17 protein-coding genes and 1 tRNA gene are annotated in these 20,685 nt (G+C 47.3%); 17 read left to right on the plus strand and 1 reads right to left on the minus strand.

Annotation, left to right across the window (positions count from 1 at the left end):
- Positions 1-271: 271 nt before the first annotated feature.
- A tRNA-Gln gene (locus DEH07_11210) sits at positions 272-345 on the minus strand.
- A 144-nt stretch (positions 346-489) separates the two neighbouring features.
- Here DEH07_11210 and DEH07_11215 point away from each other — a divergent pair.
- From DEH07_11215 to murA, 17 genes are all read left to right on the plus strand, one after another.
- The gene (locus DEH07_11215) at positions 490-2,355 is read left to right on the plus strand and encodes a TIGR03960 family B12-binding radical SAM protein (protein ID HBY05057.1); all 1,866 of its coding nucleotides are present in this window, start codon (positions 490-492) and stop codon (positions 2,353-2,355) included.
- Positions 2,315-2,995: a hypothetical protein gene (locus DEH07_11220; GenBank protein ID HBY05058.1), complete on the plus strand. Its 681-nt coding sequence runs from the start codon at positions 2,315-2,317 to the stop codon at positions 2,993-2,995. Before DEH07_11215 ends, DEH07_11220 begins: the two co-directional genes overlap by 41 nt.
- A gap of 32 nt (positions 2,996-3,027) precedes the next feature.
- Positions 3,028-4,722, plus strand: coding sequence for a ribonuclease G (locus DEH07_11225; protein ID HBY05059.1), 1,695 nt, complete (start codon positions 3,028-3,030; stop codon positions 4,720-4,722).
- The gene (locus tag DEH07_11230) at positions 4,722-4,982 is read left to right on the plus strand and encodes a hypothetical protein (GenBank protein ID HBY05060.1); all 261 of its coding nucleotides are present in this window, start codon (positions 4,722-4,724) and stop codon (positions 4,980-4,982) included. The genes DEH07_11225 and DEH07_11230 overlap by 1 nt, the downstream gene beginning before the upstream one ends.
- 125 nt (positions 4,983-5,107) lie before the next feature.
- Positions 5,108-5,545 (plus strand): cell division/cell wall cluster transcriptional repressor MraZ, encoded by a 438-nt coding sequence (locus DEH07_11235; GenBank protein ID HBY05061.1) that lies wholly within the window; start codon positions 5,108-5,110, stop codon positions 5,543-5,545.
- 24 nt (positions 5,546-5,569) lie between these two features.
- Positions 5,570-6,538 (plus strand): 16S rRNA (cytosine(1402)-N(4))-methyltransferase, encoded by a 969-nt coding sequence (locus DEH07_11240; GenBank protein ID HBY05062.1) that lies wholly within the window; start codon positions 5,570-5,572, stop codon positions 6,536-6,538.
- A gap of 19 nt (positions 6,539-6,557) precedes the next feature.
- The gene (locus DEH07_11245) at positions 6,558-7,082 is read left to right on the plus strand and encodes a hypothetical protein (protein ID HBY05063.1); all 525 of its coding nucleotides are present in this window, start codon (positions 6,558-6,560) and stop codon (positions 7,080-7,082) included.
- Between the two features lie 75 nt (positions 7,083-7,157).
- Positions 7,158-9,359 carry a stage V sporulation protein D gene (locus DEH07_11250; protein HBY05064.1) on the plus strand — a complete coding sequence of 734 codons (2,202 nt, stop codon included), beginning with the start codon at positions 7,158-7,160 and terminating at the stop codon, positions 9,357-9,359.
- A gap of 117 nt (positions 9,360-9,476) precedes the next feature.
- Positions 9,477-10,958, plus strand: a complete 1,482-nt coding sequence (locus tag DEH07_11255; GenBank protein HBY05065.1) for a UDP-N-acetylmuramoyl-L-alanyl-D-glutamate--2,6-diaminopimelate ligase — start codon at positions 9,477-9,479, stop codon at positions 10,956-10,958.
- On the plus strand, positions 10,936-12,315 hold the full coding sequence (locus DEH07_11260; GenBank protein HBY05066.1) for a UDP-N-acetylmuramoyl-tripeptide--D-alanyl-D-alanine ligase: 1,380 nt from the start codon (positions 10,936-10,938) through the stop codon (positions 12,313-12,315). The genes DEH07_11255 and DEH07_11260 overlap by 23 nt, the downstream gene beginning before the upstream one ends.
- A 25-nt stretch (positions 12,316-12,340) precedes the next feature.
- Positions 12,341-13,339, plus strand: a complete 999-nt coding sequence (locus tag DEH07_11265; GenBank protein HBY05067.1) for a phospho-N-acetylmuramoyl-pentapeptide-transferase — start codon at positions 12,341-12,343, stop codon at positions 13,337-13,339.
- 22 nt (positions 13,340-13,361) lie between these two features.
- Positions 13,362-14,753: a UDP-N-acetylmuramoyl-L-alanine--D-glutamate ligase gene (locus DEH07_11270; protein HBY05068.1), complete on the plus strand. Its 1,392-nt coding sequence runs from the start codon at positions 13,362-13,364 to the stop codon at positions 14,751-14,753.
- Positions 14,731-15,834, plus strand: coding sequence for a putative lipid II flippase FtsW (ftsW, locus tag DEH07_11275; GenBank protein ID HBY05069.1), 1,104 nt, complete (start codon positions 14,731-14,733; stop codon positions 15,832-15,834). Before DEH07_11270 ends, ftsW begins: the two co-directional genes overlap by 23 nt.
- Positions 15,835-15,897: 63 nt before the next feature.
- Positions 15,898-17,001: an undecaprenyldiphospho-muramoylpentapeptide beta-N-acetylglucosaminyltransferase gene (gene murG / locus DEH07_11280; protein HBY05070.1), complete on the plus strand. Its 1,104-nt coding sequence runs from the start codon at positions 15,898-15,900 to the stop codon at positions 16,999-17,001.
- A 108-nt stretch (positions 17,002-17,109) separates the two neighbouring features.
- Complete coding sequence (locus DEH07_11285; protein HBY05071.1) at positions 17,110-18,486, plus strand: UDP-N-acetylmuramate--L-alanine ligase; 1,377 nt, start codon at positions 17,110-17,112, stop codon at positions 18,484-18,486.
- A 73-nt stretch (positions 18,487-18,559) separates the two neighbouring features.
- Positions 18,560-19,438: a UDP-N-acetylenolpyruvoylglucosamine reductase gene (locus tag DEH07_11290; protein HBY05072.1), complete on the plus strand. Its 879-nt coding sequence runs from the start codon at positions 18,560-18,562 to the stop codon at positions 19,436-19,438.
- A complete protein-coding gene (gene murA / locus DEH07_11295; GenBank protein ID HBY05073.1) occupies positions 19,423-20,676 on the plus strand; it encodes a UDP-N-acetylglucosamine 1-carboxyvinyltransferase in 1,254 nt (417 codons plus the stop codon). The genes DEH07_11290 and murA overlap by 16 nt, the downstream gene beginning before the upstream one ends.
- Positions 20,677-20,685: the final 9 nt, after the last annotated feature.

Below are 20,685 nucleotides of genomic sequence, written 5' to 3' on the forward strand. Positions count from 1 at the left end.
GGCAATTACTATCTGTATACAACAACGATTTTTTCAGCCGGACAAGCAGAAGTTTTATCTTACTGAGAATAAAAACGAGTATGATAATGGATTATTATCTTGAAAGGGCTTTTTAGGAAACTTGAGTTGGTTAAGTTGAAAGATTATAAAAGTTGTGTTAAGATTATTTTATAAAATAGGTGGATCACATCTAAATTGCAGATAATTTGTAAAATATACTTGGAAATATAAAAACCGGCCCCCGGGTGGTTCCCGGAGGCCTCGCAAACTCTGGCTGCGGGACTAGGATTCGAACCTAGGCAGCATGATCCAGAGTCATGCGTGCTACCACTACACCATCCCGCAAGTAAAATAACGATAGCATGGATTGCTTTCTTTGTCAAGGCTGGCCGCACACGAAGGTTAAGTCAGCTGGCGAAAAAATGTTTTATTTTATCCAGGAATATTTTGCCTGTCATTCTGGGAAATATGGTATTGGAGGATTAGATGATTCCTGGAGCAAATTATATTTTAAACAGAGTTCAAAAACCCGCCAGGTACGTTGGTGGAGAATGGAATATCGTAAGGAAAAACTGGGAGTCGGTTTCTGTTAAAGTCGCCTTTGCTTTTCCGGATACATATGAAGTGGGGATGTCTTACCTCGGCCTGCAGATACTTTATTATGTGGTGAACAGCAGACGTGACGCCTTGATGGAGCGCGTCTTTGCACCCTGGATAGATATGGAGAAGGAAATGCGTGAGCGGAGGATTCCTTTATTCAGCCTGGAATCACAAAAGCCGGTCAGTGATTTTGATATTCTTGCTTTTACCTTGCAGTACGAAATGACTTTTACAAATGTTATAAATATGCTGGATCTTGCCGGTCTTCCCCTTCATGCAGACCAACGTACCGATAAACACCCGCTGGTTATTGCGGGTGGGCCCTGTGCCTTCAATCCGGAGCCGCTTTCCGATTTTATTGATCTCTTTGTGATTGGAGAAGGGGAAGAAGTTTTATCAGAGTTATTGGATCTCTGGATTGACCTGGAAGGAAAAGCAAACCGGGAGCGCTTCCTGGTTGAAGCATCCAGGATACCTGGTATTTACGTTCCTTCCCTATATGAAGTAAGCTATAAAGATGGAAAAATCCAGTCGACTAAACCGATTCTCGGGGAAATCCCCGTTGCAGTTACAAAAAGAGTCGTCAGGAACTTTGACAAGGTTGCTTTTCCTGACAGACCAATCGTGCCTACGACGGAAATAATACACGACAGGATAATGCTTGAAATTGCAAGAGGCTGCACAAGGGGCTGCCGTTTTTGCCAGGCCGGCATGATTTACCGTCCGGTGCGGGAAAAATCCCCTGTAACACTAGTTTCACAAGCCAGAAAATTAGTTGCCAACACGGGTTATGGAGAAATTTCCCTGACTTCCTTAAGCGCATCCGATTATTCATGTATTACCGACGTTGTGCGTCAGCTTCTTGACGAACTGCAGGGTAGGAAAACAAGCATATCTTTACCTTCCCTGCGCGTTGACGCTTTTTCCATTGAGCTCGCCAAGGAAATTCAACGAACGCGCCGGGCGGGATTGACATTTGCCCCGGAGGCCGGGACACAGCGTTTGAGAGATACAATCAATAAAGGAGTTACTGAAGAAGATTTATTGACTGCGGTTTCCGCTGCTTTTGACGCCGGCTGGTCTGCTTTGAAACTTTATTTTATGATCGGCCTGCCAACAGAAAAAATGGAGGACATAGAGGGAATAACTCTTCTGTCACGCCGGGTGTTGGAAAAGGGGCTCAGTATGGGAGTCTCTCCCGGCAGAGCAAAGGTTACGGTCAGCGTTTCCTCATTTGTTCCCAAAGCGCATACCCCTTTTCAGTGGGAGCCGCAGGCAGCGCAGGATTATTTAATTGATATGCAAAAAACGCTCAAAAAATCGCTTAAAGAGAAATCGCTGGTTTTTCACTGGCACGACCCCAGGGTAAGTTTTATTGAGGCGGTAGTTGCCCGGGGAGACAGGCGCCTGGGCAAAGCGCTTGAAAAGGCCTGGTCCCTGGGCTGCCGTTTTGACGGATGGTCTGAGTGTTTTAATAATCATCTCTGGCAAAAGGCGTTTGAATTGACAGGCATAGAACCCGAATCTTACGCCTATAAAAAATACGCTTATGAAGATTTGTTGCCCTGGGACCACATTCATACAGGAGTAAGCAAAAAATATCTGATCAGGGAACATCAAAGAGCTATGTCTGCAGAAGTTACTCCTGACTGCCGGGCGGGAAATTGCCCCGGTTGTGGTTTATGCGCAGAATTTCTTACGGAACCTGAATTGTATGGGGGTAGAAAGATTGCCGAGATACAGGATGTTGTATAGCAAGGATGGTCCTGCCCGTTTTATATCACATCTTGATCTTGTGCGGACATTTGAACGTGTAATCAGGAGGGCTGATATTCCGGCGGCTTTTTCAATGGGTTTTAACCCCCATTTAATTTTTAGTTTTGCAGCGCCTTTACAGGTTGGTATAGGGGGTGAAAGTGAGTACCTGGATATTCTTCTTAAAAATGAAGTTCCCCCTGAAGAACTGTATGCTTCCATAGGAAGTGTCCTTTCGGAAGGCATTTGTCTGAAAGGGATCTGGCAGGCGCCCGATGATTCCCCGGCTCTGATGTCTGTCGTGGAATGGGCGGAATACAAAGTAAAAGTAGGGCTTGAAGAACAATTAAGCGCCGGCGCCCTGGAAGGGTATATTGATTCTTTTCTTAAGCAGCCCGAGATTATTGTCGGAAGAAAGGCTAAAAAGGGGCGTGTAAAAAGTATTGACATCCGTCCGGGTATATACGATTTGGGGGGTTTTATCAAGGATAATACTTTAATATTGCAGATGAAATTAAAAACAGGCAGCAACGGAAGTGTGCGTCCGGGGGAGACGCTGGATGCTTTTTTGGAGCACAATTCCTTGGCAGTAAGGCCTGTGGAGATTGACATAGTACGTACCGGGGTATTCCTTCGTTAAACATGAGGGGATGTATTTGAAGAGGTGAAAAAATGTTTAAAGAAATAGTAATCAATGCCGGGGAAGAAGAAACAAGAGTGGCAGTTTTGGAAGACCGCGTATTGGTTGAAATGTATATAGAGAGATCTTTTAATCAAAGATTGGTCGGCAACATTTTTAAAGGGCGGGTAGAAAATGTCCTGCCGGGAATGCAGGCTGCTTTTGTTGACATCGGATTGGAAAAAAATGCCTTCTTGTATATAGAGGATGCCCTGCCTCCCCGTACTAACGGGCACTCGGCCGATGCTATATCCAACAATATTTCTTCGGTCTTGAAAAGAGGCCAGGAAGTAGTTGTTCAAATTATTAAGGCTCCTCTGGGAAGCAAGGGAGCCAGAGTTACCACACATATTACCCTGCCCGGCAGGTACCTGGTCCTGATGCCGACAACCGATTATATAGGGATTTCCCGAAGGATTGATTCCGACAAAGAAAGAGACAGGCTAAAAGAATTAGCTTCCCGCATCAAACCCGAAAATATGGGCTTGATCGTGCGCACTGTAGCTGAAGGTGTTGATGAAGCTGAACTGCGCGGCGATGTGAACATGCTGCTTCAACTCTGGCAAAAAATAAATTCCCGGATAGCACGCGGCCCGGCCCCTGTCCTGGTTCACCGCGATTTGGAGCTAAGCCATAGAATTTTAAGAGATTTGTTCAGTGAGGATGTTGACCGGCTGCTGGTAGATTCACGGTTGGAATATGAAAAGATCATGGATCTTCTGGATATAACCGGACCGCACTTGAAACACAAGGTGCTGCTCGAACTTCGCGATAATATCTTTCGTGATTACGATCTCGAGCAGGAGCTTGAAAAAGCCCTTAAAAGAAAGGTCTGGCTTAAATGTGGGGGTTACATAGTCATCGACCAGGTGGAAGCTTTAACTGTAATCGATGTCAATACGGGCAAATTTGTAGGTTCGGTCGATCTGGAAGACACTGTTTTAAAAACCAACCTCGACGCAGCTGTCGAAATTGCCCGGCACCTGCGACTGCGCAACATAGGCGGGATCATTATCGTTGATTTTATAGATATGCAAAAGGATGAACACCGGAGAAAAGTATTGCAGGTTCTTGAAGATGAAATTAAAAAAGATAAAACTAAAACAAATATCCTTGGTATCACCCAGTTAGGCCTCGTAGAGATGACAAGGAAGAAGACGCGTCCAAGTCTTTCCGAGATACTGCAAAAATCTTGTCCGTACTGTGAAGGACGGGGCAAGGTACTCTCTGAAGAAACAGTAGGAATACATTTTAAAAATCACATTTTTGAATTGGCCCGGCAGACCGGTGTGGATACAATCCTTGTGGAAGCGCATCCCCTGGTCGCAGCCCGCCTGATCGGCGCCGGGGGCGTAAACCTGCGTGAGCTTGAGCAAAAGACGGGTAAGAATATGTACATACGCGGTTCGCAAGCCCAGCATATAGAGTCGGTAATCATGAGGCCGCTGCACGATCAGGCGGAAGCCAAGGCCCAAATACTGCCGGTCAGATCCGGACAGATGCTCGAGGTAAAAGTCGAGGAAGCGCATGTTTCCAACGCGAATGACGGAATTGCCCGGGTAAACGGCTTCGTGCTTGATATCGAGGGAGCCGGTTCGATGATCGGCAAAACAGTACCCGTAGAAGTCAGTAAGGTGTACAGGACTTACGCACGGGCTAAAGTGATCGGCAGACAGGTGGGTTCCTAATGCGTATTCTTATAGCCGGAGCGGGCGCGTTAGGGTCTGTTTTCGGCGGTTTTTTAAGAAAGGCCGGCCATCAGGTTACCATTCTCGGCCGTGCCTGGCATCTGGATGTAATTAGGGAAAAAGGTCTTCGAATTGAAGGAATTTGGGGTTCCCATACGGTAGAGGATTTTGCTCTGGCAACCTCACCGGATAACCTGGCAGGATCATACGACCTTATTCTTTCAAGGAAAACATACCACATGATGAGATTTAATAATTAATTATCGTCATAGCCGCCGGCACAGGCGGCTTTTTTTTTAAAAAAATTTAATTAAAAAAGCAGGAGTTTTTTGATTGATCTAGAAATTAGAGTGGTGTAGAGTGGTGGAAAGTGGGTTAGCGGAATATGTTTATGGGTGAATACCAGCATACCATAGACGATAAGGGGAGGCTTTTTATCCCTGCCCGCTTTCGCGACAGCCTGGGTATTAAGTTTGTTTTAACCAAAGGCCTGGATAGTTGTTTATTTGCCTACCCCCCCCAGGAGTGGACAATACTTGAAGAGAAAATGCGTCTCATGCCCTTTACCAGTGCGGATGTCCGGGCCTTTGTTCGTTTTTTCTTTGGTGGCGCCAGTGAATGTTTAGTTGACAGACAGGGAAGAATATTAGTTCCTAATAATCTCAGAAAACATGCGGCTCTAGAGAAAGAAGCCGTTATTATTGGAGTATCCTCACGGGTTGAAATCTGGTCAAGAGATAATTGGGAAAAATATAACAGCGGAAATGCTGATTTGGTTGAACAAATAGCTGAGAAAATCGGGGGTTTTGGTATTGTTGTCTGACAGATGTGGTGAGCGGTAAATCAGATGGCAGATCCTGATAAAGAAGGTGATCAAAAAAAGTTATTCCACACGCCGGTAATGATAGAAGAAGTTATCTCTTCATTGATGTTAAAAGCCGGCGGTTCTTATGTGGATTGTACGGTCGGCGGCGGGGGGCACAGCCGCAAAATTCTGGAACTCACCTCCCCTGACGGCCATTTGACAGGATTGGACAGGGACCCCTTTGCGCTTGATTATGCAAGACAATGCCTTGAAGAATATCAAGACAGGATAACGTTGGTAAAGAGTGATTTTGTTTTTTTGCCGCAGGTGCTCAATCAGCTCGGAATTACTTCTGTAGATGGTATCCTGTTCGACCTGGGAGTAAGTTTAGCCCAACTGGACAACCCGGAACGCGGTTTCAGTTACCAGTTTGACGGCCCTCTGGATATGCGTATGGATCCCGGGGATTCTATCAGTGCCGGAGAACTGGTGAATGAACTTTCGGAAACCGAGTTGGCAGATCTGATCCGGCGATATGGTGAGGAATCCTGGGCCAAAAGAATTGCTGCGTTTATAGTTCAGGAGCGAAAATATAAGACAATACAGACCACCGGAGAACTGGTCAATATTATCAAAAAAGCAATTCCGGCACGCAGCCGCCGCCGCGGCCCGCACCCGGCAAAACGCACTTTTCAGGCCCTGCGTATTGCTGTCAACCAGGAACTGGACAAACTGGGCAAGTCTTTACGGGAGGCAGTTCCTTTCTTGAAAACCGGGGGACGTATTTGCGTTATTTCCTTTCATTCCCTGGAAGATCGCATTGTCAAAGAGACATTCAAGGAAATATCATCAGCCTGTACCTGCCCGCCTGATTTTCCCTACTGCATTTGTGAAAAAAAGGCCTGCCTGCGAATTATAAGGCCTTCACCCATCACGCCAACAAATGTTGAACTCGAGCAAAATCCGCGTTCGCGTAGCGCGAAGCTGCGGGTGGCGGAAAAGATTGTGTAAGTTCTAAAGCAAAAGGAAGATGAATAGATTGGTAGCGGTACAAGAACAATCCAAATATACCAGTTTGCCCGAAAGACTAAATAAGCCCGCCCGGCAAAGCCGGAATGAGTTTCTGTCAAGAAGACAGAAACTGGTTATCGTCGGTCTCGTATTATCGGTTTTCATAGCAGGAATATTTGTTGTTTTTCTATATGCTCAGATGGTGAATACAGGCTACCAGATATACAAGCTCCGGATGCAGACAGCCAGCCTGGATATGCAGGTAAAAGATTTATCTGAAGAACTGGAGCGGTTTTCATCTTTAGACAAGATCGAAATGGTAGCTACTACAAAGCTGGGCATGGTCAGGCCGGATTTGAATAAATTGGTAATTATCCAGACAGAACCGGCTGAAAAGGCAACACTTACAAACGAAACGTCTCCTCCGGCGGAAAAGAAATCCCTGGCTGACGCAGCGGATATAAATAATAATTGGGTGATTCAGGCACTGGTAAATTTGGTGGCTAATAAGTCTGACACAAATCTTAGACGCCAGGCGTCATAACCGGTTTAAGAAACCTGATTCAAGCTGACGGTTTCATATGGAAGCGGCGCCTGACCACTAAAACCGGAGGTCCTGATGGCGCCAAATACTGTGCTTATCCGTAAAAGGCTGACTATTGTCCTGCTCTTATCGGGTTTGGCTCTGTTCTGCCTGGTCGGTCGTTTATCCTGGATTCAATTTGTCTGGGGCAAAGACCTGGAGAACAAAGCCCTTGAGGTCCGCATGCGGGATATTCCCGTTGAGGCCAAGCGGGGCAATATATATGACCGCAACGGCAGAATATTGGTCAGCAGCGTAAGTGTCGATTCTGTCTATGCTATCCCCAGTTTGATCAGGGAACCTCAGAAAACTGCTGAAACACTTTCCCCTGTTCTGAAAGAAGACGTTCCGTTTCTTTACCGTGTGCTTACCCGTCCTTCCTGTTTTGAATGGCTTGGGCGCAAACTTGACTTGAAGACAGCGCAAAAAATAAAAAGTTTGAATCTAAGTGGTGTTTTTTTACTGGAGGAGAGTAAGCGTTTCTATCCACTGCAGACTATTGCGCCGCATCTTTTGGGTTTTACCGGTATTGACAACCAGGGCCTGACCGGAATTGAGAAAAGCTATGATGACCAATTAAAAGGTACCACCGGACGCATAATTGTCGAACAGGATGCCATCGGTCAGGATGTACCGGAACCCTTGCACAAGTACCTGCCGCCCAAACAGGGCTCCAGCCTGGTCCTGACCATCGATGAAACAATCCAGCAGTTCGTAGAGCGTGAACTTGATAAAATTGTTCTGAGATACCAACCGAAACTGGCGGTAATAGTTGTAATGGATCCCGGGACGGGTGAAATTTTGGCCATTGGCAACCGGCCTACATTCAATTCAAATAAATGGGAAATAACACCAGCCTATATTTGGGACAGAAACCCTGCTATTTGGTATAATTATGAACCCGGTTCAACTTTTAAGATCGTTACAATGGCGGCTGGATTCGGCGCTGAAGTTGTTAAGCGCACCGATCCTTTCTTCTGTCCCGGCTATGTAAGGGTTGCCGACCGGATAATCAATTGCTGGCTCGACGGCGGGCACGGCAGCCAGACATTTGAGGAAGTGGCTGCAAATTCCTGTAATGTCGGATTTGTTGAACTCGGACTGCGCCTGGGTGTCAAAAATTTTTACAAGTATATTAATGACTTTGGTTTTGGAGAACCTACCGGCATCAATCTGCCGGGAGAAGAAACAGGTCTGTTAATTCCTGAAAAGGATGCTACAAATTTGAATGTCGCGACTATGGCAATTGGGCAGTCAATTGCGGTAACACCCATTCAGCTTGTCTCCGCTGTAGCGGCCATAGCAAATGGCGGCGCCCTGTTGCGTCCGCAGGTAGTCAGGGAAATCCGGAATAGTTCCGGGAATCTTGCTAAAGGCTTCAAGCCGGAAGTGATCAGACGTGTTGTTACGGAGGAGGAGGCCCGTCAGGTACGTGAGCTTTTAGAGCACGTCGTCACAAAAGGCACCGGAAAAAATGCCTTCATTGACGGTTACCGGGTTGCCGGCAAAACAGGCACGGCTCAGGTAGTAGGTGAAAACGGCGGTTATGTTTCAGGCAGGTATGTGTCTTCTTTTGCAGGATTTGCTCCTTCCGACAAGCCCCGTCTGGCTTGTTTGGTGATGGTTGCCGAACCGCAGGGAGGTATTTATTACGGCTCCCAAGTAGCCGCTCCTGTTTTTCAAGCTGTAGTACGCGATTCTTTGCACTATTTACGTGTCCCTGAAACGCCCGATATCAAGAAGCCGCCCAATCCCTTTATTTATGAGGAACCGCGCATTAAGGTCAAGGCGCCCAATGTAATCAATTATCCCGTTAACGAAGGTATAAAGATGCTTTCCGGCAGCGGTCTTACTTACCAGTTGAACGGCCGGGGAAATATCATTTACGGGCAGATGCCTGCTCCGGGTGTGGAGGTTTATAACGGCGTCAAGGTCGTCTTAAACTTAAAACCCCTGGAGGAAAGCGGCGGCGCCGGTTATGTAACCATGCCCAACTTAAAAGGCTTGACTATGGGTGAAGTTGCGGAACTGCTTAGAAACCTTGATTTAAACCTGGAATTTAAAGGTACGGGAATTGTTGAATCGCAAGAACAACTGCCGGGGAAAAAAGTGAAGCGGGGTTCTACGGTGAGGGTTAATTTTGCGCCTCCGGGCTTGATAACCTTTGAGGAACAGCCTGAAGAAGCGCCTGCCGCATCTGAAAGTATAGGCGGTAATACATTTATTGAAAGGCCTTAAAGAGCAAGTGATATTAATATCCTTATTCTGTCAATAATACCAATGGCAAATAAAGGTTATTGAATTGTACTAGAGCTGATGATAGGATAAACCGAGAAGAAACAGGAGATTTCACCTTTGTTGTTCAATGAATTAATAGGAAATCAGAAGATCCTGGCCAGTTCAAAAAACTTACAAGTTCCGATTTGGGGTATGGCCTACGATTCCCGGTCAGTTGGGCAGGGTTTTTTATTTTTTGCCATTGAAGGTTTTAAAACAGACGGGCATTTGTTTATCGAGAAAGCTATCAAGAACGGAGCCTGTGCCGTTGTAATCCAAAAGCCCGTGAACATTCCCGAAAACATAGCCTGGGTCCGGGTTCCGGATACACGCAGCGCCCTGGCTCTGCTTTCAGCAAAATTTTACGGGAATCCGACACACAAACTGAAACTAATCGGAGTTACCGGAACTAACGGTAAAACCACTACCACCCACCTTCTGGCGGCTATCTACAGGTCTGCAGGGGATAAAACAGGGATCATCGGCACTATTTCAAACTGGGTTGGTGATTTGGAACTGCCGGTGGACAAAACTACACCCGAGTCGCTTGATCTGCAGCAGCTCTTTTCCAGGATGGTTGAACAAGGAGTTAAAACTGCGTTTATGGAAGTCAGTTCCCATGCCCTTGCCTTGAGAAGGGTTGTGGGGTGCCGGTTTAAAACTGCCCTGTTTACAAATATAAGCCAGGACCACCTGGATTTTCACCAGGATATGGACGATTACCTGCGGACAAAGGCAATTCTCTTTAAAATGCTCAACTCGGAGGATAAAAGCGAACAAAGGTATGCCATAGTTAATTGTGATGATCCGGGGGCCGGGGAAATTTTAGCTGCCAGCAAGGTAGACGTAATCACCTATGGCCTTGGGGAAAAAGCAATGGTTAGGGCTACCGGTATAGAAGTAACATCAAAGGGGGTATCATTTTTAGTTGTTACACCCTGGGGCGTATCAAAGGTATCCTTAAAAATAACGGGTCTGTTCAATGTTTACAACGCCCTTGCCGCTCTTGCGGCGGGAGGAGCGGACGGACTGCCGCTGGAAGCGATGATTGAATCCCTGCAGTCTGTTTCCGGAGTCCGGGGGCGATTTGAGAAGGTTGACAGGGGCCAGGACTATACGGTTATAGTAGATTATGCGCACACGCCTGACGGCCTTGAGAAAGTTCTTAAAACGGCCAGGGAAATTACTTCAGGGAAACTTATTTCTGTATTTGGCTGCGGAGGTGACCGCGACCGGGGCAAAAGGCCGTTGATGGGCGAAATAGCCGCCCGTCTCTGCGATCTTGCGGTTGTTACTTCTGACAACCCGCGTACTGAAGATCCCCTGAATATAATCGCTGATGTCCAGGCGGGCATGAACGGAATCAGCGGAGCAGATTATGCAACCATACCTGATCGGAGGAAGGCAATAGCCTATGCGCTGGGCCGGGCATCCGCAGGCGATGTGGTTGTTATTGCGGGGAAAGGCCATGAAAATTATCAGATTATCGGCAACCGGAAATTTCCCTTTGATGACCGTGAGGAGGTAATCAAGGTTCTTGAAAAAAATCAAAGCTGCTGAAATCAGCCGGGCTACTGGGGCGGACTTTTTACAGGGCAACCCCGAAAACTGCTATAGTGGGATTTCAATAGATTCCAGGCGAATCAAAAACGGACAATTGTTTTTTGCGGTTCGCGGCAAGAACTATGATGCGCATGATTTTGCTGATCAGGCCGTGCTTTCGGGAGCATCCGGGCTGGTTCTGGAAAGGATGGTTCCCGATCTTCCCCCCGGTGTTGATGTTTTTCTGGTACCGGATACCCTTGCTGCCCTTCAAAACCTTGCCCGATATAACCGGAGCGCTTTTAACATACCTGTAGTAGCTGTTACCGGAAGTTCCGGCAAGACGACTACCAAGGACCTTATGGCGGGGATCCTTTCTGTGAAATTCAATACATTAAAAACGACCGGCAATCAGAACAATGAAATAGGTTTACCGTTAACATTACTAAAACTTGATGAATCTCACGAGGCTCTTGTAACTGAAATGGCCATGCGGGGGCTTGGTGAGATTGATTTTTTATGCCGCCTTGCGCTGCCGAATGCGGCAATAATTACCAATATAGGCGAAGCTCATCTTGAACTTCTGGGTTCTGTAGAAAAGATTGCCCAGGCAAAAGGGGAACTGCTTGAAAATATACCTGCCAACGGATTTGCAGTCTTGAATGCGCAGAGCCCCCATATTTACAAGCAGGCTGCGCGCTGCCGCGGCAAAGTAATCTTTTTCGGCACTTCTTCCAATTTGGATATATATGCCCGTGATATCAGGATATCCGGAGAGGGAAGCGCTTTTACCGTTGAGACGGAAGGCCGCAGTTTTAACGTATTTCTGCCTTTGCCGGGTCTGCACAACGTTTTAAATGCCCTTTCAGTTATCGGGACTGCCTTGGAACTGGGCTTCACCACGGACGAGATTGTACAGGGTTTGGCCCGTATCGCCTTAAGCGGCTCGCGTTTGGAAATGATTGATCTAAAGGGTGTCACGATTATTAACGACACATATAATGCCAACCCTTCGTCGGTAAGAGCGGCGCTGGAGGTACTGGCAGAAATTGCGGATGATAAACGCAGAATTGCTGTTCTTGGCGACATGCTCGAACTGGGGGAAAAAGCTGATCTTTTTCATGATCAGTTAGGGGAAAGCATAGCTTCAACAGGCGTGGACTACCTGATTACTGTTGGGCAGCTTGCCCGTCAAATGGCTCTTGGGGCAGAAAAAAGCGGTATGCCCGGCAGCCGTATTTTTATTTGTGATTCAAACGCTGAAGGATATAGAAAGCTTGAACAACTCCTTTTAGCCGGTGATGTAGTTCTTGTAAAAGGTTCCCGGGGGATGCGTATGGAAGAAATTATCCAGGCATTATCTGCGGACCATTAAATATTTTAGAATCAGGAATAAAATGATGGATTCAGGCTGGATTATAAATTTAAATTCATTCTTAATCTCGTTAGTTGTTGCCATTCTGCTTGGTCCGCTGGTTATCCCCCTGCTGCGCAAATTAAAGCTCGGCCAAAATGTACGCAGCGACGGCCCGGCCCGTCATCTGCAAAAAAGCGGCACTCCCACTATGGGGGGGATAATCTTCCTGGCGGGGATAACGGTTTCCGGGCTTTTATTGGCTGGCCGGTCCACTGAAGGCTTGATGGTTCTAGGTATTTCCCTAGCCTTCGGTCTAATCGGATTTTTAGACGATTTTATTAAAGTATATATGAAAAGGCCGCTGGGTTTAAGGGCCAGAGAAAAACTATTGGGACAAGTATTATTCAGTTTCCTGTTTTGCTCTCTTTGTATTTCGGCGCTTGGACGAGGCACGGATTTTATTGTACCGTTCTCAGGTTTTTTTATACCCGGTGGTTTAAGCTGGGAGCCGGGAGTTATTTTATTTTATATCATAGGTGTTATTGTTATTATTGGTACAGCCAATGCGGTCAACCTTACCGACGGTCTGGACGGTCTGGCAGCCGGCGCTACTGTGCTGGTCTCTTTAGCCTACATGTTTGTTTCACAGGATCTGGGCAAACACGGGGTTGCCGTAATCATGGCTGCTGTAGCAGGAGGCTGCCTGGGCTTTTTATTTTTCAACCGGCATCCAGCCTCGGTTTTTATGGGTGATACCGGTTCACTTGCCCTGGGAGCCTGCCTGGGAGCGGCAGCCATTGCAACAAGGAGCGAATTTTTTTTATTGATTATCGGCGGTGTTTTTGTATTGGAAACCCTATCGGTTATTTTACAAGTAATATCTTTTCAATTGTTCGGCAGAAGGATTTTTCGGATGAGTCCCCTGCACCACCATTTTGAACTTTGCAACTGGAGCGAAAGAAAAGTTGTGCTTACTTTCTGGCTGGCGACTCTTGTCTTTATTGCAGCCGGCCTGGCGGGTTTTTACAAGCTAATAGGATAGTTTTAAAAGGAAGGTTTTTAATTTGCGATTAGAAGGTCAAAAAATACTCGTCATCGGAGCAGGCAGAAGCGGTATAGCAGCAAGCAATTTTCTGTCCCAAAAAGTGGCGCAAGTTGAGCTTGCTGATATAAAAAGCCGACAGGAATTCGAAGCAGGCCTGGAAGCTTCTCTTAACGAGGGGATTAAATTAACGCTTGGGTCTTATCCGTCCATCGATCCGGGAAGCTATGGGATGGTTGTGCCAAGTCCGGGTGTCCCCCTGAAGATTTTGCCCATAGCTAAGGCAGAAGAACTCGGAATACCTGTGATTGGTGAACTGGAGCTGGCCTATCAATTCGCCGGTTCACCCATAATTGCAATTACAGGCACAAACGGAAAAACAACAACAACTACTTTAACAGGGGAAATTTTCAAAGCAGCGGGATACCGCACACTCGTTGCGGGCAATATAGGGCTGCCCCTGATTGGTGAAGTTGAGAAATATTCTGCCGGTGATGTTATCGTAGCCGAGGTAAGCAGTTTTCAATTGGAGACAACAGTTTCCTTTAAACCTCAGGTGGGGGCTATTTTAAACATTACGCCGGATCATTTTGACCGCCATGTTGATATGGAAGGCTATACGGCAGCCAAAACAAAAATTTTTGGCAACCAGACCGCACAAGATTACACTGTTTTAAATTTTGATGACCCGCTGACAAAGAATCTTGCTTCCATTTGTCCCGGGTCAGTAATATTTTTCAGCCGTCTTCATAAGTTAACAAGGGGGGTATTTGTCCAGGATAATTGGATCGTCATCCGGTGGGCTGAAAAATCCCACCCTGTTTTGCCGGTAAGTGAGTTAGTAATTCCCGGGCCGCATAATTTGGAGAACGCTATGGCTGCCGCCGCTTGCTGCTGGGCACGCGGGATCACCGTAGATGTACTGGCCCGGGTTCTCAGTGAATTTAAAGGAGCAGCCCACAGGCTGGAGTTTGCAGCGGAAATTGACGGTATCTCTTATATCAATGATTCCAAAGGCACAAATCCTGATGCGACTATGAAAGCGCTCCAATCCTATAGCAAACCAATCGTACTGATAGCCGGCGGAAGAAATAAAGGCAACAGCTTTAACGAACTGTCCGTCCTGATCAAGGAAAAGGCAAGGGCAGTAGTTTTGATCGGAGAAAGCGCCGGTGATATTAAGAAGGCGGTGGAGAATCGGGGAGGGCCGGAAGTATATCTGGCCGGAACCCTTCCGGAGGCGGTAAGGACAGCCAGCCGGATAGCCCGCCGGGGAGATGTTGTTTTACTGTCTCCTGCTTGCGCCAGTTGGGATATGTTTAGAAACTATGAGGAACGGGGCGACTTATTCAAGCAGGCTGTAATGGAGTTAAAGGAGGTACGCCGCAATAATGAGGACCAGAAGATCACCTGATTTTATCCTTCTTTTAGTTCTTTTAATCCTGCTCGGTCTTGGTATTGTAATGGTTTTCAGCTCAAGTCTGTGGTATGCGACACTTCCTCCGTTTAACGATACCTTTTACTTTTTTAGAAAGCAGCTCATCTGGGCAATAATCGGCCTTGCGGCTATGTTTGCTTTTATGAACTACGATTACTGGCGCCTAAAACGATGGGCCAGCCTGCTGCTTATCGCAGGCCTTGCGCTTCTGGCAGTTGTGCTGATTCCTCATGTCGGCGTTGTCAGACAAGGGGCTCAAAGGTGGTTGAACCTGGGCCCGCTTAGCTTTCAGCCTGCAGAGTTTGTCAAGCTCTGCCTGGTGGTTTTTACTGCTTTCGGTTTATCCAGGCAGCTTGAAAGAGTTAAAAATTCCTTTATTGGAATCCTGCCCTTTTTGCTTCTGGCGGCTTTGTCAGGCGGCCTGATTCTTTTGGAACCTGATCTTGGCACAGCGGTAACTGTTGTCGGCACAATTTTTATTATGCTTTTTGCCGCCGGCGCAAGAATGAAAGACCTGGCTGTTATAGGGCTTTTTGGAGCAGTGGCGCTGGGAGGCGCCATCTGGAAGGAACCTTACCGCCTGAAACGTTTTTTGGCATTTTTAGATCCTGAAAAAGATCCGCAGGGAACGGGGTGGCACATTTTGAATTCACTTATGTCACTCGGTTCGGGAGGCCTTTTGGGTACCGGTTTGGGCAGAGGCCACGCCAAGTATCTCTGGGTACCCGAGAGGCATACAGATTTTATCTTCGCAATTATCGGTGAGGAGCTTGGATTTATCGGAGCGGGTTTAGTCATTCTTTTGTTCATCATTCTTATCTGGAGAGGTTTCAGGGCAGCCGTAACAGCTCCGGACTCATTCGGCGCATTATTGGCCACGGGTATCATTTCCGGTATTGCCGTACAGGTTATAATCAATATCGGGGTTGTTACCAGTTCTTTGCCGATTACCGGTATAACCCTGCCTTTTATAAGCTTTGGGGGCAGTTCACTGGTTTTTTCACTGGCCTCAATGGGAATCCTGTTGAATATATCACGTTTTAGCGTTAACAAATGATAGAACTAGTCCGGCAGTTGACTGACTTTAATTGTTTCAAAGTATGAAAAGCAGGGATGGTTGATGCGTTTTGTTATAACCGGGGGCGGCACGGGGGGACACGTTTATCCCGCCCTGGCCATTGCCGGCGGCCTAAAAGAAAAGTATCCCGGAGCGGAAATATTATATATAGGCAGCTCTAAGGGCCTGGAAGCGGACTTAGCCCCAGGCGCCGGATTAAGCTTTGAGCCTATCCGGATAACCGGTTTTAAACGCCGGCTGACACTGGATAACGTTTTTACTGTCTGGCGGGCGTCGCTGGGTTTTGCCAAGGCGCTGCGTATTCTAGCCGATTTTAAGCCCAAGGCAGTGATTGGTACCGGAGGTTATGTTTGCGGTCCAGTTGTTCTGGCTGCGGCCATATGCGGCATACCTACCTTAATTCATGAACAGAACGCTTTGCCCGGAATAACCAACCGTCTTCTGTCCTATGTTGTAAAAACGGTTGCAATAACGTTTCCGGAAACAGCCGGCCGTCTTCCGAAACATGTAAAAGTCATCCTGACCGGCTTGCCTGTACGCGCTGAATTTGGTGATTGTGAAAAGCAAAAAGCGCGCGGGAAGTTAAATTTACCTCATAACGGCTCCCTGGTCCTGTCTTTCGGGGGCAGTCAGGGAGCGAAAAGTATTAATAAAGCAATGCCTGAAGTGATTAAATATTTCAGGGATAAGTCCGATCTGCATTTTTTACATATTACCGGACCTGCGCAATATGACGATTTCATACTCGGCTTAAAGCAGTGTTTTGTCGATCCGGATTATGGTAATAATACTGTTAAACCTTACCTTCATGAGATGCACCTTGCGCTGGCGGCGGCTGATTTGATTGTTTGCAGGGCTGGGGCGGCAACGCTTGCCGAAATCACAGCAGTCGGGAAACCGGCGGTTTTAATTCCTTACCCGTACGCCAGCGGCAACCATCAGGAATTAAACGCCCTTTCTTTAGAGAAATCCGGCGCCGCGATAGTGATCAAGGACAGCTATCTGACAGGTAAAATATTAGCGGAACAAATTGATAGTTTACTTGCCGATTCCGTACAGTTAGAGGAAATGTCACTGGCCAGCAAAAGACTCGGCCATCCTGAGGCGCTTGAAAAAATACTGGAATGCATAGCTTTTATTATTTAAGCGCCATCCATTTTAATTGGACATGCCCGGGCAGATACAATAGAACACCTTTTTACAAAGCGGCATAAAATAAAGGTGTCTTGGTTTAGATGAAGGAGTTGATAGCCGTTGCAAGAATTTTTGCCAAGACAGGTACATTTTATAGGTATTGGAGGTACTGGTATGAGCGGGTTGGCCAAAATCCTGCTTGAAATGGGATACCAGGTAACCGGCTCGGATCTTGCCAGTACCGCAGTTACACAAAGGATCGAAGCATTGGGTGGAACATGCTATATCGGCCACCGCAAAGAAAACATCAAAGACACCGGACTGGTTGTCATCTCTTCTGCTATTAATGAGGAAAATCCGGAATTGCTTGAAGCAGGTAAAAGGGGTGTGCCGGTTATCCACCGGGCGGACCTGCTTGCCTGGCTTATGTGCAGGAAGAAAGGCCTGGCGGTTGCCGGCGCTCACGGAAAAACCACCACGAGCTCAATGCTGGCAATGGTCCTGGAAAACAACGGCCTGAATCCGACGATAGTTGTCGGGGGAGAATTAAACGATTTGGGCGCCAATGCAAAACTGGGATCGGGCGAATACCTTGTGGCCGAAAGCGATGAAAGTGACGGTTCTTTTTTAAAACTTGATCCGCTTGCCGTTATTGTTACCAATATCGAGGATGATCACCTGAATTACTACGGTTCCATAGACAGCATGAAGGCTGCCTTCAGCACTTTCCTGAACAAGATTCCTGAACAGGGTATCGCCGTTGTATGCCTTGATGACCCTTATATATCTGAAATAATCGGAAGTCTGAAGACTCCCCTGGTTACCTATGGCTTTGACGGCAAGGCCGATTATACCTTGAGGGACGTTTCTTTAAACGCGCAAAGTTCCAGCGCCGAAGTATACTGCCGCGAGGAGTATTTGGGGCGCCTGGAACTTTCTTTGCCCGGGAAACACAACCTCTTCAACGCTCTAGCTGTTGTTGCGTTGGGCTGTTGGCTGGGCCTGGATTTTGAGGGGATTGCAGACGCATTGCGTTCATTTGGGGGCGTGGGCAGGCGTTTTGAAGTGATTGGCGACGCAAAGGGCGTTAAAATAATCGACGATTATGCCCATCACCCAACCGAAATCGCCGCAACCTTGAAGGCTGCCCGGCAGGTTCACGGGCAGCGGTTGATTGCAGTGTTCCAGCCTCACCGTTATACGCGGACCGCCCTTCTAAAAGAGCGTTTTGGGGAAGTATTTGGAGACGCTGATCTTGTTTTAATAAGTGAAATATACGGCGCCGGGGAAAAGAAGCTTCCCGGTGTTACAGCCGGCTTAATTATCGAAGCCGTTGAAAAGAATACGGGGAAGCAGGTAATCTACTGCCCAGCTTTGATGGACGTCGTGAATTACCTGCTGGAAATTGTACAGCCGGGTGATTTGGTGATGACTCTTGGAGCGGGGGACATATATAACGCCGGGATTGAACTTGCAAACAGATTAAAGGGGAATTAGAGCAGTGGATGGTCAGCCAATTTACCAGTTCATCCATGATTCGCTGCCGGGTCAGGTGTGGCTTGACGAGCCGATGAAACTTCATACCACCTGGAGAATAGGCGGTCCTGCAGACGTTCTGGTTGAACCTGACAGTATGGAAAGCCTCCGTGTGACATTGGATCTGGTTCAAAAGCATAACCTGCCTTTGACAGTAATCGGTAACGGTTCGAATATTTTAGTCTGTGACGGAGGTATTCGCGGAGTTGTTCTTAAAATTGGCGCTAGGTTTTCAAAGGTTACAGTAGAAAACAATAAAATAACAGCCGGGGGCGGCGCAAAACTCGTTAGCCTTGTAAATGCGGCGTTAAGCAAAGGCATTGGCGGATTTGAATTTTTAGCGGGTATTCCGGGAACAGTGGGCGGAGCGGTTGTAATGAACGCCGGAGTTAACGGCGCCGCTATCTGTGATGTGCTGGAATATGCATTGCTTATGGATCAGTCCGGCAAGACATTCAGGAGGACTTCTGAGGAGTTTGGTTTCGGCTACCGGATGAGCAATTTGCAGGGCGCCTCCCTGATCGTTCTTGAAGCCTGCTGCCTTGGCATAAACAGAGAAAAAAAGGATATTGAGAAGAGGATCAAAGAAATACTGGAAAGGCGTAAGAATACTCAACCGATCACTTCCGCGTCCGCAGGCAGCGTTTTCAAGAATCCGCCGGGCAGTTACGCAGGCCTTCTTATTGATCAGGCGGGCGGAAAGGGATTGCGTGTCGGGGACGCGATGGTTTCCACAGTACATTCCAATTTCATCGTTAACCTTGGTAAGGCTACCGCACGAGAGGTTCTGGATTTGATCGAAAAAGTTAAGGAACTGGTTGTTCAACGTTTTGCAATAGAACTGACTCTTGAGGTGAAGGTTTTAGGCGAGGACCAGGTGGGGGGGGGTGACATAATGTGGAAAGGTTTGTAATCTCCGGTGGAAAAAGCTTAAGAGGGTCGGTAAAGATCAGCGGCAGTAAAAATGCAGCCCTTCCAATTCTAGCGGCAAGTCTTTTATGCAACGGCCAGTGCATCATAAAGGATACGCCCAGCTTACAGGACGTGGCTACGATCTGCAGTGTTTTAACTTCACTTGGGGCGGTTGTTCAAAGAAATGGGACAACTGTAACTGTTGATGCAAGAAGCGTTAATTTAATGGAAGTTGAAGAAGAACTGACAAGGCGGATGCGTGCATCCAATCTTGTGTTGGGGGCTTTAGTAGGGCGCTTCCATAAAGCAAAAATTTCCCGGCCCGGAGGATGTGATATTGGCTCACGTCCGATGGACCTGCACCTGAAAGGTTTGTGCGCATTAGGGGCGGAAGTAAGTGAAAAGTACGGTTTTATCACAGCTTCGGCTGACCGGTTGACCGGCGCTGAAATACACCTTGATTTTCCCAGTGTGGGGGCTACTGAAAACATTATCATGGCTGCTGTCTTGGCAGCAGGAAATACTATCATCAGGAATGCCGCCCGTGAGCCTGAAATCGTGGATCTCCAAAATTTCCTCAACTCTCTTGGAGCAAGGATAAAGGGCGCCGGAACAGGTACGATCAAAATTGAAGGAGTTAATGAACTTCATTCCGGTGAATATCAAATACTTCCCGATCGCATAGAAGCCGGCACATATATGATTGCCGCCGCCATAACCGGTGGGGAAGTAGTCCTGGAGAACATCATTCCTGAGCATTTGGAAGCTTTGACCGCCAAGTTGAAAGAAGCAGGTGTGAAAGTTGAAGAAGGGGATGACAGCATAAGAGTTACCGGTAACGGCAGAATAAAGTCGGTGGATATAAAAACAATGTCCTATCCGGGTTTCTCAACAGACTTGCAGCCGCAGATGATGGCCTTGCTTACACTGGCTGATAATACCAGTGTTATTACGGAGACTGTTTTTGAGCACAGGTATAAGCACGTCAGTGAATTAAGAAGAATGGGCGCCGAAATAAGGGTGGAAGGACAGACAGCGATTGTTAAGGGGGTTCAGAAACTAAGCGGCGCACCGGTGGAAGTTACCGATTTACGGGCAGGGGCAGCCCTTGTTTTAGCGGCGATGGCTGCGGACAACGGGTCAGTCATAGAGGGAGTTGAACACATCGATCGCGGGTATGAACGGCTTGAGCAAAAGCTGAACAGTCTGGGAGCCCGGATTATACGTATTAAAAGCTAGCCCATTTTA

Origin of the sequence: Desulfotomaculum sp., assembly GCA_003513005.1 — a bacterium.
GTDB lineage: Bacteria > Bacillota > Desulfotomaculia > Desulfotomaculales > Nap2-2B > 46-80.